The sequence below is a fragment of the Metabacillus niabensis genome (assembly GCF_020524345.1).
Lineage (GTDB): Bacteria > Bacillota > Bacilli > Bacillales > Bacillaceae > Metabacillus > Metabacillus niabensis_B.
Genome location: NZ_JAIVLH010000001.1, coordinates 109,063 through 129,770 on the forward strand (window position 1 = coordinate 109,063; position 20,708 = coordinate 129,770).

A 20,708-nucleotide genomic window follows, 5' to 3' on the forward strand; every position below is an offset into this window, starting at 1 on the left:
TCTTGGTTTAAGGAGGAAATAAGGTGTCAACTTCACCAATTCGATACGAACTAATTAAAACATGTAAACAAACTGGGGCAAGGCTGGGAAGAGTTCATACTCCACACGGCAGTTTTGAGACTCCTGTGTTTATGCCAGTTGGAACATTAGCAACAGTAAAAACAATGTCTCCGGAAGAGCTTAAAGAAATGGGAGCAGGTATTATTCTAAGTAATACCTATCATTTATGGTTACGTCCAGGTAATGAAATCGTTAAGGAAGCTGGCGGCCTTCATAATTTCATGAATTGGGATCGGGCAATCTTAACCGATTCAGGCGGTTTCCAAGTCTTTAGTTTAAGTGAATTTCGCAAAATTGAAGAAGAAGGTGTTCATTTCCGTAATCATTTAAACGGAGATAAGCTTTTCCTATCCCCTGAAAAAGCGATGCAGATCCAAAATGATCTAGGATCTGATATTATGATGGCGTTTGATGAATGTCCACCATATCCAGCTGAATATGATTATATGAAGAAATCTGTAGAGCGCACAAGCCGTTGGGCAGAGCGTTGTTTAAAGGCTCATGCAAGACCAAACGACCAAGGTCTTTTCGGAATTATTCAAGGCGGAGAATACGAGGAGCTTAGGAAACAAAGTGCAAGGGATTTGGTGTCCATGGATTTCCCTGGATACGCAGTTGGCGGTTTATCGGTTGGAGAACCTAAAGATGTGATGAACCGTGTGCTGGAATTTACAACACCTCTCATGCCTGATAATAAACCACGATACTTAATGGGGGTAGGTTCACCTGACTCTCTTATCGACGGAGCTATTCGTGGAATTGACATGTTTGATTGTGTGCTTCCAACTCGAATTGCCCGTAATGGTACACTCATGACAAGTGAAGGACGCCTAGTCGTGAAAAATGCTAAGTATGCTAGAGATTTTGGTCCATTAGATGAAAATTGTGATTGCTATACATGCAGAAATTACTCACGTGCCTATATTCGTCATTTAATAAAAAGTGATGAAACATTCGGATTGAGATTAACTTCTTATCATAATCTATATTTTCTGGTAAACTTAATGGAGAAAGTTAGACAAGCTATCCGTGAAGATCGCTTAGGCGATTTCCGTGATGAATTTTTTGAAGCTTACGGCTTTAACAAACCGAATGCTAAAAACTTCTAATACCCGCATGAAAGGGGTGATATAAATGGAAATGCTAGGAACAGTCTTACCGTTAGTATTAATGTTTGCGATTTTTTACTTCTTGCTGATTCGTCCGCAACAAAAACAACAAAAAGCGGTTCGTGAGATGCAAAATAGCCTAACTAAAGGTGACAAGATTGTAACAATCGGTGGATTACACGGTATCCTTGACTCAATTGACGAGAACAAAATTGTTCTTAAAGTTGGAGATGGAACTCGTCTTACATTCGATCGTAAATCTGTACGTGAAGTTATTAGAGATTAATAAGTACATAATAAAACCAGGGACATAATAGGCCCTGGTTTTTATTTTAGGTAAGAATATTGTACTTAGTGTTGGTGTCTAGCTCCAGCACCTAGCCCCGGAACTCAGGACGTGCCTGAGGCTGATCAAGGCGCTTGCGATTTCTTATGCCCTCGATGAAGACAAATTCACTCCGAAAATACCACCTAACATAGCAACTAATAAAAATCCTCCATGATACATGAGCTCTTGCACCGAGAAGATCTCACCATGACCTAAAAATTTAAATAAAAGAATAATGAGTGAAAAAAGAATAGCTGTAATTCCTCCGATTAGCCAGCCTTTTTCCTTTCCGTTTCCTCCTGCGACAAATCCGCCAATGAACAAGGCTAAAATAGATAAACCAAGAATAAGCCATGTAATAGAAGATTCAGTGAGACTTGTGAATTTTAAAAGCAAAGAAAATATGAGACTCGTAACAAGAGCCATAACAAAAATGGTGATAAGACCAAATAGGATCGCTTTTCCCCACTTTTTTGTTTCCACTAAGCTTCCCCCTTTCAATCTGTACAAATTTAATTCGAGCTTGTTTATGCTCGTCTTTATTACAGAATATTCATGGAAGAAAAAAATAGACTACAAATATTTTAGTGGACTTGCATCATATGATGGTAATGGGGACTTGCTGTTTAATTGAAAGAAAATGTAATGAAAGATTTAACAGATAGATCATGAGAAATTGAAGAGTAAAAAAGGGGGGAGTAGGAAATGTTTACATTGTTAACGGTTATGATCTTTCTTATCACATATATAGTCATTATGACGGAGAAGATTGATCGGGCACTAGCAGCCGGCTTAGGTGGAATTGCTATGCTTATTGTAGGAATTTATGATGTTAACAAGGCATTTGTTACGTATATCGATTGGAATACAATCGCTTTATTATTTGCGATGATGCTCATTGTTATCGTTACAAGTCAGACAGGTGTGTTTGAATTCTTAGCAATTATCATGGCTAAGATGGTTAAAGGAAGACCTATTCCATTACTAATAGTTATTTCAACTCTAACTGCAATTGGGTCAGCATTCTTAGCCAATGTTACAATGGTATTATTGCTTGTGCCAATCATCCTAACAATTGTAAGAATGATTCATATACCTGCCATCCCTTATTTAATTTCCATTATCATTGCTTCAAATATTGGGGGGACAGCTACTTTAATTGGAGATCCTCCAAATATTATGATTGGTCAGGCAGTTGAGCATTTAACATTTAATGCGTTTCTAATTCACTTAAGCCCTATAGTTCTACTCATTTTTTTCGTGATACTTGGTTATTTAATTTTTGTTTATCGGGATAAATTAAAGGCGGATCATATTGATCAGAAAAAGTTAACTTCCATTAGAGCCAGGGATTATTTAAAGGTAACACCTGCACTGCCTAAGTCAGTTTCTGTTTTGATCATGACGATAATAGGTTTTATGTTAAACCCACTTCTTCATATTGATTTAACAAGTATTGCATTAGCAGGGGCTTTGTTATTGTTATTATTAACACATGATGAATATAAGCCAGATGAGGTATTTAAGCAGGTAGAATGGGGAACATTATTTTTCTTTATCGGCCTTTTTATGTTAATAGGAGGGCTTGAAGAGGTTGGAATTATAGATGAGCTTGCCAGAGGCTTAGTTTTTTATACAGAGGGTGATTTACCTAAAACGTCTATGCTAATTCTTTGGATGACAGGTGTCCTATCAGGATTTGTGGATAATATCCCTTTTGTTGCGGCAATGATACCAGTGATTCTTGAATTCAAAGATTATGGAATGACAAACCTTGACCCATTATGGTGGTCCTTAGCATTAGGAGCATGTTTGGGAGGTAACGGTACATTGTTGGGAGCAAGTTCAAATCTGGTTGTAGCAGGTTTAGCTGCTAAGGAAAAGGAGGATATTAAATTTATTGAATTCTTAAAAGTTGGCTTTCCAATTGTCATTATCTCACTCGGAATATCCTCCGTCTATGTTTATTTTCGTTACTTAATTCACTTTGCAGTATAAAGTGAATTCTTTACATAAAACATAGCATATCGTTCAAAATAAGTAAAAAGGTATGAGGGAGGAAAGGAGAACAACATATAGTGGAATATTATTTAACGATCTTAATTCGGACCCTGTTTCTATATTTTCTCATTGTTTTTATTTTTAGGGTAATGGGAAAAAGAGAAATAGGTGAATTGAGCATCTTGGATCTTGTCGTTTTTATTATGATCGCGGAAATGGCTGTAACGGCCATTGAGGACCCTAAGGATCCACTCGTACATACTGTCATTCCTATGCTTATCTTAATGATCATTCAAATCTCCTTGGCCTATATCTCCTTGAAGAATCAAAAAATTAGACATTTATTAGATGGGAAGCCGACGATTATCATTAACCAGGGAAAAGTTGATGAGCATGCCATGAGGACACAACGATATAATTTCGATGATTTAATGACTCAGCTTCGGGACAAAGATATTAATAATGTAGCGGATGTTGAGTTTGCCATTCTTGAACCTTCTGGAAAACTATCAGTTATAGAAAAACAAAATAAGGGTAAAAAACAGACGGAAATACAATTGCCGCTCATAGTTGATGGTATCATTCAGGAGAGAAATTTGGATATCATTCAAAAAAACAACTTATGGTTAAGACAGCAGCTTAAAAAACTAGGTTATAAAGAAATGAAACAAATTTCTCTATGTACGTTTGGGAATGGAGTATTTTATATAGATTTAAAGGATGAAGATAACAATTAAAAAAGAGAAGCTGAACACAACAGCTTCTCTTTTATTTTTTATCTTATTTAACAGGAATAAGTCTTGAAAGATAAGAACCAACAAAGGGTATCCGTTTTACTTCATCTTTTTCAACTAATTTAAAGACCAGAAGGAGTAAACAGTAAACGACCGTTGTGATACTCAAACTAGTAAGTAACCTAAAGATAAGAGGAGTTGTTTCGAATATGTACTCATAGGCAAAGAATCCAGCTAATCCTGCAAGTACCATTGTTACACCACTCTTTACATACTCCCTAACATGTATTGTGAATGGCACAACCTTTATGACAGTCGCTAAGTGCAGTAAGGTTACAAGCATTATTCCGATAACAATAGCGAGTGCAGCCCCCATGATTCCAAGAGATGGACGTGTGGCAAGGACAAAGATGAGAGCTGTTTTAACAACTGAGCCAATTAAACTATTGATCATAGCAGCCTTTGCCAAATCCAAGGCTTGTAAAACCGCCTGCAAAGGACCTTGAAAGTAATGAAAAATAAAGAAAGGAGCCATTACCTGAACAAATATAGCTGATTTATTCGTTCCGTACATAACAGTCATTAACGGATCAGAAAATACGTATAAAATAACACACGCTAATCCTCCGCTAATAAGGGATAAGCGTAGAGCTTGTTGTAATCGGTGTTCAACTGTTTTTAATTGATTGTTCGCCATTGCTTCACTAATAGCAGGAACTAATGAGGTTGATAACGAAAAGGTAATAAATGATGGAAGCATAAGTAAAGGTATGGCATATCCGGTGAGTGCACCGTATTGTTTTGTTGCGGCGGCCGTTGCGACACCTGCGATATATAAGCTATTTGCAACTACGATTGGCTCAAAAAACCAGGAAATATTACCGATGAATTTACTTCCTGTTGTGGGAAGGGCGATGTTCATTAATTGATTCAATGTTTCTTTCCCATTTTTTACTGAATTGAAAAATTTTCTGCGAATTTTCATTTTCTTTTTCATTTTAAACATTGTCACTAAGTATAAAAGGGAAGCCAATTCACCAATAACAGCTGAAATCATTGCACCTGCAGCTGCGTATTCAATACCGTAAGGCAGGAAAGCACTAGTACAAACTGCAACAAGAGAAATTCGGACAATTTGTTCTAATACTTGAGAAATAGCAGCTGGACGCATATTTTGTTTGCCTTGAAAATATCCGCGAATAACCGATGAAATGGCGACAATTGGTACAACTGGAGCAATGGCCAAAAGCGGCCAATAGGTACGGTGATCTGTAAAGACGTGCTGAGATAAATAAGGTGCAAGTAAAATCATGGCTGGCGTAAAGATGAGACTTAATGTGCAGGTGACAGAGAGTGAGACAACCAGTATTTTTTTTATTCTCCGATGATCACCCTGTGCTTCCGCTTCTGCAACAAGTTTTGAAATCGCAACAGGTAATCCAAGTTGAGTAATTGTAATGACCAGCACCAGGGTAGGAACTGCCATATTGTATAGGCCTACTCCTTCTTCACCAATAAAACGAGCAACAACAATCCGATTAATAAAACCTAGGACACGAGTAATAAACCCTGCTAGAATTAAAATAAGCGTTCCTTTTAGAAACGTCTGCTTTGACATTTTTCTCCCTGCCTTCTCAAATAACGTGGAATCATATACAATTACTATATGCGAGCCAATAGGCCAAGCATGACAAGTTCTAAGCAGATTGTGAATTGTTGAAATATAAGAAAATGAAATCGACTCGACTAAAAGGAGTGGTATGATGAATAAGCAGCCGTTTGATGAATATCGGGATCATGTAAGGCCGGCAATTAAAAGTAAACTAGAAGAATTTATTTTACTTGGTTATGAGGATGTAACAGAAGAAAGGCTATGGACATACTTAAAAACGAAGAAGTGGAAAAAAACACCTGAACTATATGTACATGAAGTTGTACGGGATGTGCTTGCTCTTAAAGTGGGTGAATTTATGAATTTTGCGACGGTTGAATCTTTCAAAGGAGGCAACTGGTTTGAAAGTGAGGAAGGACAGGATCTCCTAAAAGGTCTTATTTAGTTTGCTTCAGCTTTATTTACTATCGTATAATTTTTATTGGGAAATGTTGACGTTAGATACATAAAATAAGCATGCCTCCCAAATAGTTCATTTGTTAGAGATTAAGGAGGATACATAATGGTAAAGCGTGGACGCATCGTTGCGTTTTTTCTTCTTGTCCTTGTTGTGGGAAGCTTAATAGGTTTTAACACAAATAAGGCAACAAGTAACATCATACTAGGGTTGGATTTGCAGGGTGGATTTGAGATTCTCTATGAGGTTTCACCGGCAAATGAAGGTGACAAAATAACAAGAGATGTATTAGTCAGTACAGTAAATGCACTTCAAAAAAGAGCAAACGTACTGGGAGTTAGTGAACCGAACATCCAAATCGAAGGTGATGACCGGATTCGGGTTCAATTAGCTGGAGTGAACGACCAAAGTAAAGCAAGGGAAATCCTCTCGACACAAGCTGAATTAACATTTAGAGATTATGAAGATAAAGAAATGTTAAATGGTTCTGACTTGGTTGAAGGTGGAGCGAAGCAATCATTCGATGAGCAGGGAAAACCGAATGTTGCGATAAAATTAAAAGATGCATCTAAATTTAAAGAGGTCACACAGGAGATTGTTGGAAATGCACCTTATAATCAGCTTGTCATCTGGCTTGATTATGCAGAAGGTGATTCTTTCCAAGCAGAAGTTAGTAAAGAAAAGCCGAAGTTTATATCTGCACCAAACGTTGATCAGGTTTTTAATCAAACAGATGTTACAATTACAGGAGACTTTACAATTCAGGAAGCACAGGATTTGGCAAACCTTCTAAATGCAGGTTCTCTTCCAGTGAAACTAACTGAACTTTACTCTACATCTGTCGGAGCTCAATTTGGTGAACAAGCTCTGGATAGTACGGTTTTAGCTGGTATAGTTGGTATCGCAATTATTTTCTTGTTTATGCTTATATTCTACCGCTTACCTGGATTAATTGCTGTTATAACATTATCAACATATATTTATTTAATTCTTCAAGTATTTGATTGGATGAACGGTGTATTAACACTTCCTGGGATAGCAGCATTAATACTTGGTGTCGGGATGGCTGTAGATGCCAACATTATTACATACGAGCGAATCAAAGAAGAATTAAAATTGGGCCGCTCGGTTCGTTCAGCATTTAAAGCAGGGTCAAGACGTTCCTTTGCAACAATCTTTGATGCAAATATTACAACAATTTTAGCTGGAGGAGTTTTATTTTTCTTTGGGACAAGCTCTGTAAAAGGATTTGCTACAATGCTGATCCTGAGTATTATTGTCAGCTTTATCACAGCTGTGTTCCTATCCAGAATTCTATTGACATTATTAGTTGAAAGTCGATGGCTCGATAAGAAAAAAAGTTACTTTGGTGTGAAAAAGGATGAGATTCTTAGTATCGAAGAAACTGACGATGATACAATTGCACCAACGAAGTTTGATCATGTGGATTTCTTAAAACACCGTAAAAAATTCTTTATGCTTTCGACATTACTTGTTGTTGCAGGTGTTATTGTTATTTTAGTATTTAAATTAAATGTAGGAATTGATTTTGCAAGTGGAACACGAATCGAGGTATTAGCGGATAAGAGCTTAACAGCAGAGGAAATTGAGAGTGAAATGAGTAAGCTGGATCTCGAAGTCGATGATGTTGTCCTTGCAGGAGAAAACAAAGAGGTTGGGGTTGCACGCTTTATAGGTGTACTTGAACCGCAAAAAATTGCTGAAGTAAAAAGCCATTTCAATGAATTATATGGTTCTGAACCAAATGTAAGTACGGTTTCCCCGACGGTAGGTAAAGAACTTGCAAGGAATGCGATGTATGGAGTGTTAATTGCTTCCATTGGGATTATTATTTATGTATCTATTCGCTTTGAATTCTATATGGCGCTGGCATCAATTATTGCCTTGTTACATGACGCGTTTTTCATCATTGCTTTTTTTAGTATCACTAGATTAGAAGTAGATATTACATTTATTGCAGCCGTGTTGACAATTGTCGGGTATTCAATAAATGATACGATCGTTACCTTTGACAGAATCCGGGAATTAAATAAAAAGAAAAAAGCTAAAACGATTGAGGATTTACAGTTTATCGTAAATAGAAGTCTACAACAGACCTTTACCCGTTCAATTAATACTGTGTTAACAGTTGTTATAGCTGTCGCAGCCCTGTTGGTTTTTGGTAGCTCATCTATTACGAATTTCTCAATTGCATTACTGGTTGGCTTAGTTGCCGGTACCTATTCTTCTCTATTTATTGCAGCTCAATTATGGTTGATTTGGAAAGGTAAGCAAATAACTAGAAAGAAAGAAACAGCTTCTCACGTAAGTGATGAACCACAGGTATAACTGACTGTATAAAGGATCAACTCACACTTTTTGTTACTATGCCATGAGAATGGGGTAATAATAAATAGAGATGGGTTGATTCTTATTTATTTTGTGTTTTAGTTTGTCACACTATTTGATTTGGAGCAAAATAGTGTACTAAAAGCCCTTCAAATTATACTTAACTTAAAAGGAGGGAAGCCGATGAAACGTCAGTGGAGTATAATCCTGGCTATTATCTTTGCCTTAATTATTGCGATTTTTGCAGTCATAAATGTGGAAACTGTAGAGGTGGATTATTTATTTGGGAAAGCTGAGTGGCCGCTGATTCTAATTATTTTGGGCTCAGTATTTATGGGCGGTTTTATGATAGCCTCTACAGGAGTTGTTAGAATCCTTACACTCAATCGAAAATTAAAGGCATTAGAAAAAGAAAACATAAGGTTAAAAGAAGAAATGAAAACTTTAACAGAAAAAGATCAAGCTGTTCAAAATGATCATCGCTTACAAACAGATCAATCATAAACACTAACATCATACAATGGAAGAATCCTTAAATTGAAACCCCTTGACCACTCTTGTATAATGAGAAGGTTGAGGGGTGAAACTATGTTAAAGGCAAATACAAGGTGGATGATTCAATCATCTGATGAAACCTTCATTCAAAATTTAAGAGAGAATTTATCGGTGACACCGCTGGTAGCTTCTTTACTAGTAAATAGAGGAATTAACTCTGTCGAAGCTGCGAAGGAATTTTTAGATACGGACTCACAAACTTTTCATGATCCATTTCTCTTAAAAGATATGGACAAAGCTGTACAACGTATTCAAAAGGCAATTCATAATAATGAACATATATTGGTTTATGGTGATTATGATGCAGATGGTGTAAGTAGTACGACTGTTTTATTAACGACATTACAAAAATTAGGTGCTAAAGCAGATTTTTATATACCCAATCGATTTTCGGAAGGATATGGACCAAATGAGGCAGCATTTAGATTAGCTCATGAACGGGGCTTTTCACTAATTATTACGGTTGATACCGGTATTGCTGCAGTTCATGAAGCAGAAGTTGCGAAGGGTTTAGGTGTGGATTTAATTATCACTGACCACCATGAACCAGGTCCAGTTTTACCTGATGCACTAGCAATCATACATCCTAAACAGCCGGAATGCACGTATCCATTTAAGGAATTGGCTGGTGTAGGTGTAGCATTTAAATTAAGCCATGCACTGTTGGGGGAAGTTCCAACAGATCTATTAGAGGTTGCGGCAATTGGCACAATTGCCGATTTAGTTGCTCTGCATGGAGAAAATAGATTAATAGCAAAACGTGGTATAAACCAATTAAAAACTACAAATCGGATCGGGTTAAAAGCTCTGTTAAAAATTGCTAATGTAAAGCTGCAAGAAATAAATGAAGATACAATTGGTTTTGCTCTTGGTCCCAGAATTAACGCTGTTGGAAGATTACAATCTGCAGATCCAGCTGTCGACTTACTTCTTTCTGATAATGAAGAAGAAGCTATGATGATCGCTGAAGAAATAGATTTACGTAATAAAGAAAGACAAAAACTAGTGAACACAATGACTGAGGAAGCTATTCAAGAGGTTAATACACGCTTTCCAATTGAGCAAAATCCTGTCCTTGTTATTGCCAAAGAAGGCTGGAATCCAGGTGTTGTCGGGATTGTAGCTTCAAGATTAGTCGATCGTTTTTATAGACCGACAATTGTTTTAAGTATCGACAAAGAAAAGGGGATCGCAAAGGGATCAGCACGAAGTATCGTAGGCTTTGATTTGTTTGAAAATTTATCAACATGCCGTGATATTTTACCTCATTTTGGCGGTCATCCTATGGCTGCGGGTATGACATTACAACTTGAAGATGTAAATGAGCTTCGTGAAAGACTGGTAGAAAAAGCACAGATGATTTTGACAGAAGATGATTTTATTCCTGTTACACGAGTTGATGTTAGCTGTAAGCTAGAGGATATAACTGTTAAGTCTATAGAAGAGATGCAGCAGTTATCACCGTTTGGTATGAATAATCCAAAACCGATTATTCATTTGGAAGATATGACATTGGCTAATGTCCGTAAAATAGGGGCAGAGCAAAATCATTTAAAGATCGTCTTTTCACAAGAAGAACAGCAACTCGATTGTGTTGGCTTCGGTATGGGGTATATTCATGACGAGCTCTCACCTGCTGTTGCTGTATCTGCTATTGGAGAGCTTACAATAAATGAATGGAATAACTTGAGAAAACCGCAAATTATGCTGAAGGATTTAAAAGTAAATCAATGGCAGCTGTTTGACTTTCGCGGTTCCAGAAATGTTGATCATCTCATAAGCTTATTTTCATCCAATGAAGCTGGGCAGATTATTACATTTCAGTCAAAAACATATGAAGAATTAGCGCAAAGAGGACTGGATCATAAAGCACGTCGAGTACAATCTGATGAAGAGGCAAAAAATCTTGATGCCCGTGACAAACATCTTCTTTTACTTGACATTCCTTCTTCAATCGAATTATTGGACGGGCTTTTTTCAAAAGGTAAACCTGCAAGAATTTATTCTGTGTTTCAACAAGAAGCGGATCATTTTTTTTCGACAATACCGACAAGGGATCATTTTAAATGGTACTATGGTTTCCTGCGAAAGCAAGGCTCCTTTAAGCTTCGTGAACAAGGTGAGCTTCTGGCGAAACACAAAGGCTGGACAAAAGAAACAATAGAATTTATGTCACAGGTGTTTTTTGAGCTAGAATTTGTTACAATAGAAAATGGTGTTATTTCGACAAATTCCACATCTCAAAAAAGAGATTTAAGTGAATCGAAAACGTATACCCAAAAGCAAAACCAAATTGAACTAGAAAAAACGTTATTATATACATCTTACATGCAGCTTAAGCAGTGGTTTGAACAAAGGTTTCCATTAGATGCGCCTGTAGGTGTATAAGGAGGACAAAGGAAAAATGGATTTAAAGCAATTTGTAACAGTCGTTCCTGATTATCCGAAACCAGGAATTCAATTTAAAGATATTACAACATTAATGGATAATGGGGATGCGTATCGATATGCGACAGACCAAATTGTGGAATATGCTCGTGAAAAAGAGATTGACATCGTTGTTGGTCCAGAGGCGCGTGGCTTTATTATCGGTTGTCCAGTGGCATATTCACTAGGAGTGGGCTTTGCTCCAGTTCGTAAAGAAGGAAAGTTACCTCGTGAGGTTGTACGTGTTGAGTATGGTCTTGAGTATGGGAAAGATGTCCTTACAATTCATAAAGATGCGATTAAGCCTGGTCAAAGAGTATTAATCACAGATGATCTATTGGCAACTGGAGGAACAATCGAAGCAACAATCAAGCTTGTGGAAGAATTAGGTGGAGTTGTAGCGGGTATTGCTTTCTTAATAGAATTATCATATTTAGATGGCCGTAATTTATTGGATGGCTATGATGTTTTAACATTAATGACATTTTAATTATATGGGGACCCGGGTTATTTGCTTCTCGGTCCCCATTATTTTTAGAGGCACTCAAATGGGTGCTTTTTTTGCAAATTGCATATACTATTTCAATTAACTTGACTTATAAAATCCATTTTACTCCATTTATTAAATGTTTTTTGTGTAAAAGGTCATATACCACTTTCTGGCTAGTGTGAAAAATACTGTTTTCTCTTTACATCTCGTGTTTTTTTATTGATAATAGTTACAATATAGTGAAATTTCTAATCGATATAACGAACTTCGTTATTCGGTTTTTATGACAATATATAAACAGCAAGAAGGAAAAAGATTTGTAATCAAAGTTTCAATATAAAAAGGTGATTTCATGGCTAATGAACAAGTATTATCCTCCGAGCAAGTAATTCAAAAAGCACAGCGCTATTTGTCAGCCGAAGATACTGATTTTATACAGCGTGCTTATGATTTTGCTGAAGAAGCACACCGGGAACAATTCCGTAAGTCTGGCGAACCATATATTATACACCCTATTCAAGTTGCAGGCATTTTGGTAGATTTAGAGATGGATCCCGCTACAATAGCAGGTGGTTTTCTCCATGATGTTGTGGAGGATACAGATGTTACGTTAGATGACTTGCGAGCAGAGTTCAACAATGAAGTGGCAATGCTCGTTGATGGTGTAACAAAGCTGGGGAAAATAAAATATAAATCAAAAGAAGAGCAACAGGCTGAAAACCATAGGAAAATGTTTGTAGCGATGGCTCAGGATATTCGTGTGATTCTTATAAAGCTTGCAGACCGTCTGCACAATATGAGAACTCTTAAACATCTTCCTCAGGAGAAACAGCGACGTATTTCAAATGAAACATTAGAAATTTTTGCACCGCTTGCTCATCGTTTAGGGATTTCGAAAATTAAATGGGAGTTAGAAGATACTTCATTAAGGTATTTAAATCCGCAGCAATATTATCGAATTGTAAATTTAATGAAGAAAAAGCGTCAAGAACGATTGGAATACTTGGATCAAGTCATTGACGAAGTTCGAGAACGGGTTGATGAGGTCAACATAGAAGCTGAATTCTCAGGTAGACCAAAGCATATATACAGCATTTATCGGAAAATGGTTCTTCAAAATAAGCAATTTAATGAAATCTATGATCTATTAGCGGTTAGAATTGTGGTCAATAGCATTAAAGATTGTTATGCCGTATTAGGTATTATTCACACTTGCTGGAAGCCGATGCCTGGTCGTTTTAAAGATTATATTGCCATGCCGAAACCGAATATGTATCAGTCTCTTCATACAACCGTGATCGGACCTAAGGGAGATCCGCTTGAGGTGCAAATTCGTACGTTTGAAATGCATCAAATCGCTGAGTACGGGATCGCAGCCCACTGGGCTTATAAAGAGGGAAAAGATGTTGATGAAAAAACAACATTAGAAAAAAAGCTTTCCTGGTTCAGAGAAATATTAGAATTTCAAAATGATGTAACAAATGCAGAAGAATTCATGGAATCTCTAAAAATTGATTTGTTTTCAGATATGGTATTTATCTTCACACCAAAAGGCGATGTAATTGAGTTGCCGTCTGGATCTGTTCCGATTGATTTTGCTTATCGTATTCATTCAGAAATTGGCAATAAAACCATCGGTGCGAAAATTAACGGCAAAATGGTTACCCTTGACTATAAGCTAAAAACAGGCGATATTATTGAGATTTTAACATCCAAGCACTCATATGGACCTAGTCAAGATTGGTTGAAACTTGCTCAAACTTCTCAAGCGAAAAACAAAATTCGCCAATTCTTCAAAAAGCAACGTCGTGAAGAAAACGTTGAAAAAGGGAAAGAAATGGTTGAAACTGAAATAAAAAATTTAGATTTTAATGTCAAAGAAATCATGACAACTGATAATTTACAACGAGTAGCTGAGAAGTTCAACTTTTCTAATGAAGAGGATATGTATGCAGCCGTTGGATATAATGGTGTAACGGCACTACAGGTTGCGAATCGTTTAACAGAAAAATGGCGTAAAAAACGTGATCAGGAAGAACAGGAAAAAAATATACAAGAGGTTATGAATGAGACGAAACAAATCCCTGCCTCTACAACTTCGAAAAAGCGTGATGCAGGTGTACAAGTTAAGGGAATTGATAATTTATTAATTCGTCTCTCAAAATGCTGTAATCCAGTTCCAGGTGATGACATAGTCGGCTTTATAACGAAGGGAAGAGGAGTATCTGTTCACCGTTCTGATTGTACAAATGTTCACACTGACGATGCAAAAGAACGGTTAATTGATGTTGAATGGGAAAATCAACCTTCATCAAGTCGAAAAGAATATAATGTTGAAATTGAAATTTTGGGCTATGATCGTCGAGGCCTGTTAAATGAAGTATTACAAGCGGTAAATGAGACAAAAACAAATATTTCGTCTGTAGCAGGTAAATCAGACCGTAACAAAGTTGCAACGATTAATATGGCTATTGCTATATCCAATATTAATCACTTACAAAAAGTAGTAGAAAGAATTAAACAGATTTCTGATATATACTCTGTTAGAAGAGTAATGAACTAATGTAAGGTAGGTTTTATTGTGAAGGTAGTTGTACAACGTGCAGTTCAAGCGAAGGTTACTGTTGATGAAAAAGTAGTTGGGAAAATTGATAAAGGTATTATGGTCCTTGTTGGAATTACACATGATGACACAGAATCAGATGCTGAGTACCTAGCTGAAAAAATTGCTCATCTAAGGATTTTTGAAGATGAAACAGGCAAAATGAATCATTCTATTCTTGATGTGGGTGGACAGGTTCTATCTGTTTCTCAGTTTACCCTATATGGAGATTGCCGTAAGGGTAGAAGACCTAACTATATGAATGCTGCAAAACCTGACGTAGCAAATGAGCTTTATGAGTCTTTTAATCGTATGTTAAGAGAAAAAGGTTTGCAGGTTGAAACAGGGATTTTCGGAGCTATGATGGATGTTCAATTTACAAACGTAGGTCCAGTAACATTAATTATAGAAAGTAAATAAAAAGGTTATCCTTCTTCTGTATTTGAATGAAGGATAACCTTTTTCTATTTACTTGAAATACTGTGCTAATCCATTAAAAATTCCTTGTGAGGCCCTCTCTTGATAGCTTGAAGTAGCTACGGTTAATTCTTCTGTCCGATTACTTAAGAAGCCCAGCTCAAGCAATACGGCAGGAGCTTTATTTTCTCGAAGGACATGGAAATTCCCGAATTTTTGACCTCTGTCTCTCAGTTTGGTTTGTTTAACAAGTTCATTATTTATAGACTTTGCTAGAGAACCATCTTTTAACGAATGATAATAATACGTTGTTGTTCCTGAAACACTTCGATCTGCTATACTATCGAAATGAATGCTAATAAATGCTTTTGCATTCCGATAATGTGATGTGCTCACACGAGAATTTAAGCTAATATATGTATCATTTGATCTTGTCATAAAAACATTTGCTCCAGCAGATTTAAGCTTATCATATACTAATTTTGCAGTGGAAAGTGTTAAATTCTTCTCTAATGTACCAGATGCACCAACAGCGCCACTGTCACGACCGCCATGTCCAGGGTCAATGACAATTGTCTTGTTTTTGATGTATTGTGACACTCCAGGCTTCGTAACAGGTGAACTGACACCTGCTGTTTCAACTACCCAACCGGCAATAAAACCAGTTTTATTACCACCAAGATTGATCTTATACCAATCTCCTGCTTTTTCAATAATGCTATAACTCTCACCAATATTTGCACGTTTAATAATTGAATGAGAAGTTGATGTTCCTGAGCGGATATTTGTACCGTTATAAATAATTTTCACCTGTTGACTGCTATTGCTTGTATTAGTATTGGTATTTGTGGTTTGTGTAGTATCTTTAGCAATGTACCAGCCAGCAACCCAACCAACCTTGTTTGAACCGTATGCAATCTTATACCAGTCATTTTTTTCTTCAAGAATATTTACCTTTGTTCCTTTTGTTATGGAACCAACAACACTTCCACTAAGTGAGCCGCTATTTCTTATATTTAATGATGTGGCTGTCACTTTTCCGCTACCTTTTGCGGCAGAACTTTGGTTCGATGTAGAAGAGGTGTTTTCTTTTGACCCCGAATTGGACGAGTTTATCTTTATATAATCACTATGTACCCAGCCTGAGATATTTTTAGTTTGGATTTGAACCCATTTCCCTGATTCATTTACAATTGAAACAGTGGCATTTTTCTTAAGGCTTCCAACAATACTGCCTGAAGTAGAGGCCGTTTTACGAACATTTAAGGATGATGCGGTCACAGTACCGCTTTTTCCGGACGATGTGCCGGTCGACCCTTGTGTTGATGAAGTATATTTGACCTTTACATAGCTTGAAGATACCCAGCCAGTTTTACCTGAATAGGAAATCTTGATCCATTCCCCGCTTTTCTCCAAATAGGAAGCTGTTTTCCCTTTTTCAAATACACCGATCACTCCGAAAGAAGTTCCAGGTCCTGAACGAAACCTTAGTCCTGTTGCAACGGATTCAACGATTGAACCCTTCGAAGTTGTAACAGCAGGTGTAGAAGAACTTGTTACTGCTTTTTTCTGGGTGACTAACCAATTTGCTACCCATCCAGAAGATCTTGCTGATAATTTAATCTTAATCCAATCATTTTTCTTTTCTACCACATCATATGTTTGTCCTTTTTTTACTTTGGCAATGACGGAGTATGTTAGTCCTGCTCCGTTTCGCACATTCAGCGCATCAACATTAATTGTTACTTGATCAGCAGCCTTTGCAGTTGAAGGTGAAGTTTCGATAAAAAGGGATAGGATCACTAATGTGAAACATATTGATATGGTTATCATTTTGCGAATCACGATAAACCTCCTTTTTATAATAATTAGTTAAATAAAACATTTCTCTACTTATATCGACATTCCTTTAGAAATTTGAAATAAATTTTTCCAAAATAGGAAAAGATAATAATGACTATGACGAGATGAGGTGGAATGATCAATGAGAAATAATGACAAAGGGGAATTAATGCACTCAAGACGGGATGTTTTCGGGGTGAATTTTCATGATTTTATGACAAAAGAGCAAAATGACTCGTCTTTTGAACTTGCATCTGAATTTGGAATTTCTTTAAGAGAAGTAAAGAATTTAAAAAAACATTTAAATCGGTCTTGACAATATACTACAAAGATACGTATGATAAGATAAAATTCGAAAGTATTATCTAAATACAACATATATAATTTTGTGAACCAATGAGGGAGAACAGTAAATAAGATAACACATGAAAAGAGAGGAAATGTCTTAGGCTGAAAGCATTTCTACATGATGACTTATTGAAAAACACTCCTTAGGTTTCTCTCTGAAAAACAGTAAGTCTAGTAGGAGTAGAACGTGACAGGCGTTAACTGATCGAGTGGAAATAGATGATTATTTCAACTAGGGTGGAACCACGGGTATAACTCTCGTCCCTACTTTTTGTAGGACGGGAGTTTTTTTGTTGTATTTTTTAAGGGAGGTAAATTATGTCATTCCAGATTCCTAGAGGTACTCAGGATATTTTACCTGGAGAGGTTGAGAAGTGGCAGTTTGTTGAGAATACTGCACGTGATTTATGTAAGAGATATCAATATAAGGAGATTCGTACTCCTATTTTTGAACATACAGAGCTTTTTGCTCGTGGTGTTGGGGAAAGTACCGATATCGTCCAAAAGGAAATGTATACATTTCAGGATCGAAAAGGAAGAAGTATTACCCTTCGCCCAGAGGGAACAGCTTCAACTGTTCGAGCTTTTGTAGAGAAAAAACTTTATGCAAATCCTTCACAGCCAACAAAATTGTATTATATTGGGCCAATGTTCCGCTATGAACGTCCTCAAACTGGTCGTTTCCGTCAATTTGTCCAATTTGGTATTGAGGCGCTTGGGAGTAATGATCCAGCCATTGATGCGGAAGTGATTTCTCTAGCAATGAATCTATATCAAGCACTTGGTTTGAAAAGCTTAAAGCTGGTTATCAATAGCTTAGGTGACAGCGAAAGTCGTAAGGCTCATCGTGAAGCACTAATTGCTCATTTTGAACCAAGGATCGGGGAATTTTGTTCTGATTGTCAAAAAAGGTTGCAACAAAATCCGTTAAGAATCTTGGATTGTAAAAAGGATCGAGATCATGAATTGATGGAAACAGCTCCATCTATACTTGAATTCCTTAATGAAGATTCTACTCATTACTTTAACAAGGTACAGGAGTATTTAACTGCTAATGGGATTGAGTTTGAAGTTGATCCGGGACTTGTTAGAGGATTGGATTATTATAATCATACTGCATTTGAAATTATGAGCAATGCAGAAGGATTCGGAGCCATTACGACACTTTGCGGTGGTGGACGATACAATGGCTTAGCACAGGAAATCGGTGGCCCGGAAACTCCTGGTATCGGATTCGCGCTAAGTATTGAGCGTTTATTAGCAGCACTTGAAGCAGAAGGTATAGAATTACCAATTTCAGCTGGCGTTGATTGTTATATCGTAACAATGGGAGACCAAGCAAAAGATCGTGCGGTATCATTATTGAACGATATGAGAAATGCTGGTCTCGTTGCTGAGAAGGATTACGAAGATAAGAAGATGAAGGCTCAATTTAAAGCTGCAGATCGTCATCAAGCTAAATTTGTTGCGGTTTTAGGAGATGACGAATTAGCAAACAATGTGATTGCCATTAAAAATATGGAAACAGGCACACAAGAAGAAATTGCACTTGATCAAGTGATCTCATATTTAAAACAAAAAACAATGTAATAAAAGGAGAGGGTTTCATGTTTGGCCGTACGTATTACTGTGGCGAAGTTCCAGAGTCAGCAATTGGTGAAGAAGTCATTTTAAAAGGTTGGGTAGCAAAAAGACGTGATTTAGGCGGGGTTATTTTTATTGACCTGCGTGACCGTACAGGTGTTGTACAGGTTGTTTTTAACCCTGAAATTTCGGCTGAAGCATTAGCAATCGCAGAAAGAGTTCGTAGTGAATATGTGTTGGATATAACTGGTAAAATTGTTAAGCGTGATGAAGAAACAATCAATCCTAATGTTTCAACAGGGACAATAGAGGTTATTGTAGAGAATGTGACAATTATCAATGCAGCAAAAAATCCGCCTTTCTTAATTGAGGATAAATCTGATGAAGTATCGGAAGATGTCCGTTTAAAGTACCGCTATTTAGATCTAAGAAGACCGGCTTTACAAACTACTCTTCAATTGCGTCATCAAGTGACAAGATCTATGAGAAATTTCTTGGATGAAAATGGCTTCTTAGATATTGAAACACCGATATTAACAAAAAGCACGCCAGAAGGTGCTCGTGATTATTTAGTACCAAGTCGTGTGCATGAGGGAGAATTTTACGCTTTACCACAATCACCTCAAATCTTTAAACAGTTATTGATGGTTTCTGGTTTTGATAAATACTATCAGATTGCCCGCTGTTTCCGTGATGAAGACTTGCGTGCTGATCGTCAACCGGAATTTACCCAAATTGACATTGAAACTTCATTTATGAGTCAAGATGATATTATGTCTATGACAGAACAGATGATGTCAATCATCATGAAAGAAACAAAAAATATCGAGATTGAACTACCATTGCCTAGAATGACATATGATGAAGCTATGGGACGATATGGATCTGATAAGCCAGATACACGCTTCGGACTCGAGCTCGTGGATGTTGGTGAAATTGTTAAGAATAGTGGTTTAAAAGTATTTAACACTGTAATCGCAAATGGCGGTCAAGTTAAATCGATAAACGTTAAAGGTGCAGCGGATAAATACTCAAGAAAAGATATGGATGCACTAGCTGAATTTGTTGCTCCATACGGTGCCAAAGGGTTGGCATGGCTTAAGGTTGAAGAGGACGGCCTAAAAGGTCCTATTATCAAGTTCTTCACTGAAGAAGAGCAAAAAGGGCTGTTACAAACATTAGAGGCTACTGTTGGTGATCTTCTTGTCTTTGTGGCAGATAAAAAATCAGTTGTTGCAGATGCTTTAGGAGCACTTCGTTCCAAGCTTGGTAAGGACCTGAACTTAATTGACGAAAGCAAATTCAACTTCCTATGGGTGGTTGATTGGCCGTTACTTGAGTATGATGAAGCAACAAAACGCTATTATGCAGCACATCATCCATTTACAATGCCTGCACGCGAAGACATTGAATTGTTTGATACAGATCCGGCAAATGTGAAAGCACAAGCTTATGATATTGTCCTTAACGGTTATGAATTAGGTGGAGGATCTATCCGTATTTTTGAAAAAGATATTCAGGAAAAAATGTTTAAGCTGTTAGGTTTCTCTGAAGATGAGGCTAGAGAGCAATTCGGTTTCTTATTAGAAGCATTTGAATATGGAACACCACCACACGGAGGAATTGCTCTTGGATTGGATAGACTTGTTATGCTTTTAGCTGGTCGATCAAATCTACGAGACACAATTGCTTTCCCTAAAACAGCTAGTGCAAGTGACTTATTAACAAGTGCACCGAGTGCAGTTAGTGAAGCACAATTAGAAGAATTAAATCTTGAGCTTCGTGACTGAGTC

General features: G+C 37.0%; 17 protein-coding genes and 1 other annotated feature. Of the genes, 14 read left to right on the forward strand and 3 right to left on the reverse strand.

Features of this window, described 5'->3' with window-relative positions:
• Positions 1–23: 23 nt before the first annotated feature.
• Together tgt and yajC are read left to right on the forward strand one after the other, a co-directional pair.
• Positions 24–1,169: a tRNA guanosine(34) transglycosylase Tgt gene (gene tgt / locus LC095_RS00530; protein ID WP_078432447.1), complete on the forward strand. Its 1,146-nt coding sequence runs from the start codon at positions 24–26 to the stop codon at positions 1,167–1,169.
• A gap of 25 nt (positions 1,170–1,194) precedes the next feature.
• Positions 1,195–1,455 carry a preprotein translocase subunit YajC gene (yajC, locus tag LC095_RS00535; RefSeq protein ID WP_078432446.1) on the forward strand — a complete coding sequence of 87 codons (261 nt, stop codon included), beginning with the start codon at positions 1,195–1,197 and terminating at the stop codon, positions 1,453–1,455.
• A 144-nt stretch (positions 1,456–1,599) separates the two neighbouring features.
• On the opposite strand, the gene LC095_RS00540 is transcribed toward yajC, so the two are convergent.
• The gene (locus LC095_RS00540) at positions 1,600–1,980 is read right to left on the reverse strand and encodes a TIGR04086 family membrane protein (protein WP_226526343.1); all 381 of its coding nucleotides are present in this window, start codon (positions 1,978–1,980) and stop codon (positions 1,600–1,602) included.
• A gap of 222 nt (positions 1,981–2,202) precedes the next feature.
• Here LC095_RS00540 and LC095_RS00545 point away from each other — a divergent pair, with 222 nt between their 5' ends.
• Both LC095_RS00545 and LC095_RS00550 read left to right on the forward strand, forming a co-directional pair.
• A complete protein-coding gene (locus tag LC095_RS00545; RefSeq protein ID WP_226526344.1) occupies positions 2,203–3,495 on the forward strand; it encodes an ArsB/NhaD family transporter in 1,293 nt (430 codons plus the stop codon).
• 80 nt (positions 3,496–3,575) lie between these two features.
• Positions 3,576–4,235, forward strand: a complete 660-nt coding sequence (locus LC095_RS00550; protein ID WP_226526345.1) for a DUF421 domain-containing protein — start codon at positions 3,576–3,578, stop codon at positions 4,233–4,235.
• A 43-nt stretch (positions 4,236–4,278) separates the two neighbouring features.
• Here LC095_RS00550 and spoVB read toward each other — a convergent pair whose 3' ends face one another.
• Entirely contained in the window at positions 4,279–5,850 is a 1,572-nt protein-coding gene (spoVB, locus tag LC095_RS00555) for a stage V sporulation protein B (RefSeq protein ID WP_226526346.1), read from the reverse strand.
• A gap of 145 nt (positions 5,851–5,995) precedes the next feature.
• Between spoVB and LC095_RS00560 the strand changes: the two genes are divergently transcribed.
• From LC095_RS00560 to dtd, 7 genes are all read left to right on the forward strand, one after another.
• Positions 5,996–6,289, forward strand: a complete 294-nt coding sequence (locus LC095_RS00560) for a post-transcriptional regulator (RefSeq protein WP_226526347.1) — start codon at positions 5,996–5,998, stop codon at positions 6,287–6,289.
• 117 nt (positions 6,290–6,406) lie between these two features.
• Positions 6,407–8,650 carry a protein translocase subunit SecDF gene (gene secDF / locus LC095_RS00565; protein WP_226526348.1) on the forward strand — a complete coding sequence of 748 codons (2,244 nt, stop codon included), beginning with the start codon at positions 6,407–6,409 and terminating at the stop codon, positions 8,648–8,650.
• A gap of 183 nt (positions 8,651–8,833) precedes the next feature.
• Positions 8,834–9,154 carry a lipopolysaccharide assembly LapA domain-containing protein gene (locus LC095_RS00570; RefSeq protein ID WP_226526349.1) on the forward strand — a complete coding sequence of 107 codons (321 nt, stop codon included), beginning with the start codon at positions 8,834–8,836 and terminating at the stop codon, positions 9,152–9,154.
• An 84-nt stretch (positions 9,155–9,238) separates the two neighbouring features.
• Positions 9,239–11,593 carry a single-stranded-DNA-specific exonuclease RecJ gene (gene recJ / locus LC095_RS00575; RefSeq protein ID WP_226526350.1) on the forward strand — a complete coding sequence of 785 codons (2,355 nt, stop codon included), beginning with the start codon at positions 9,239–9,241 and terminating at the stop codon, positions 11,591–11,593.
• Positions 11,594–11,609: 16 nt separating this feature from the next.
• Positions 11,610–12,122 (forward strand): adenine phosphoribosyltransferase, encoded by a 513-nt coding sequence (locus LC095_RS00580; protein ID WP_216774516.1) that lies wholly within the window; start codon positions 11,610–11,612, stop codon positions 12,120–12,122.
• Positions 12,123–12,474: 352 nt separating this feature from the next.
• Positions 12,475–14,685 carry a RelA/SpoT family protein gene (locus LC095_RS00585; RefSeq protein WP_226526351.1) on the forward strand — a complete coding sequence of 737 codons (2,211 nt, stop codon included), beginning with the start codon at positions 12,475–12,477 and terminating at the stop codon, positions 14,683–14,685.
• An 18-nt stretch (positions 14,686–14,703) separates the two neighbouring features.
• On the forward strand, positions 14,704–15,144 hold the full coding sequence (gene dtd, locus LC095_RS00590; protein ID WP_226526352.1) for a D-aminoacyl-tRNA deacylase: 441 nt from the start codon (positions 14,704–14,706) through the stop codon (positions 15,142–15,144).
• Between the two features lie 48 nt (positions 15,145–15,192).
• Here the strand turns inward: dtd and LC095_RS00595 are convergent, their stop codons facing one another.
• Positions 15,193–16,986, reverse strand: a complete 1,794-nt coding sequence (locus LC095_RS00595; protein WP_226526353.1) for an SH3 domain-containing protein — start codon at positions 16,984–16,986, stop codon at positions 15,193–15,195.
• A 139-nt stretch (positions 16,987–17,125) separates the two neighbouring features.
• Here LC095_RS00595 and LC095_RS00600 point away from each other — a divergent pair, with 139 nt between their 5' ends.
• The 3 genes from LC095_RS00600 to aspS all read left to right on the forward strand — a co-directional run bounded on the left by LC095_RS00600 (position 17,126) and on the right by aspS (position 20,705).
• Positions 17,126–17,299: a hypothetical protein gene (locus LC095_RS00600; protein ID WP_026558640.1), complete on the forward strand. Its 174-nt coding sequence runs from the start codon at positions 17,126–17,128 to the stop codon at positions 17,297–17,299.
• 71 nt (positions 17,300–17,370) lie between these two features.
• Positions 17,371–17,600: a binding site (T-box leader), on the forward strand.
• A gap of 49 nt (positions 17,601–17,649) precedes the next feature.
• Positions 17,650–18,921 (forward strand): histidine--tRNA ligase, encoded by a 1,272-nt coding sequence (hisS, locus tag LC095_RS00605; protein WP_226526354.1) that lies wholly within the window; start codon positions 17,650–17,652, stop codon positions 18,919–18,921.
• A gap of 17 nt (positions 18,922–18,938) precedes the next feature.
• Entirely contained in the window at positions 18,939–20,705 is a 1,767-nt protein-coding gene (gene aspS, locus LC095_RS00610) for an aspartate--tRNA ligase (protein WP_226526355.1), read from the forward strand.
• Positions 20,706–20,708 lie beyond the last annotated feature (3 nt).

Coding starts and splice junctions, on each gene's coding strand:
- LC095_RS00560 (WP_226526347.1), top strand. CDS start 5,996: ATGAATAAGCAGCCGTTTGATGAATATCGGGATCATGTAAGGCCGGCA.
- hisS (WP_226526354.1), top strand. CDS start 17,650: ATGTCATTCCAGATTCCTAGAGGTACTCAGGATATTTTACCTGGAGAG.
- aspS (WP_226526355.1), top strand. CDS start 18,939: ATGTTTGGCCGTACGTATTACTGTGGCGAAGTTCCAGAGTCAGCAATT.
- secDF (WP_226526348.1), top strand. CDS start 6,407: ATGGTAAAGCGTGGACGCATCGTTGCGTTTTTTCTTCTTGTCCTTGTT.
- LC095_RS00580 (WP_216774516.1), top strand. CDS start 11,610: ATGGATTTAAAGCAATTTGTAACAGTCGTTCCTGATTATCCGAAACCA.
- LC095_RS00570 (WP_226526349.1), top strand. CDS start 8,834: ATGAAACGTCAGTGGAGTATAATCCTGGCTATTATCTTTGCCTTAATT.
- spoVB (WP_226526346.1), bottom strand. CDS start 5,850: ATGTCAAAGCAGACGTTTCTAAAAGGAACGCTTATTTTAATTCTAGCA.
- LC095_RS00545 (WP_226526344.1), top strand. CDS start 2,203: ATGTTTACATTGTTAACGGTTATGATCTTTCTTATCACATATATAGTC.
- recJ (WP_226526350.1), top strand. CDS start 9,239: ATGTTAAAGGCAAATACAAGGTGGATGATTCAATCATCTGATGAAACC.
- yajC (WP_078432446.1), top strand. CDS start 1,195: ATGGAAATGCTAGGAACAGTCTTACCGTTAGTATTAATGTTTGCGATT.
- LC095_RS00585 (WP_226526351.1), top strand. CDS start 12,475: ATGGCTAATGAACAAGTATTATCCTCCGAGCAAGTAATTCAAAAAGCA.
- LC095_RS00600 (WP_026558640.1), top strand. CDS start 17,126: ATGAGAAATAATGACAAAGGGGAATTAATGCACTCAAGACGGGATGTT.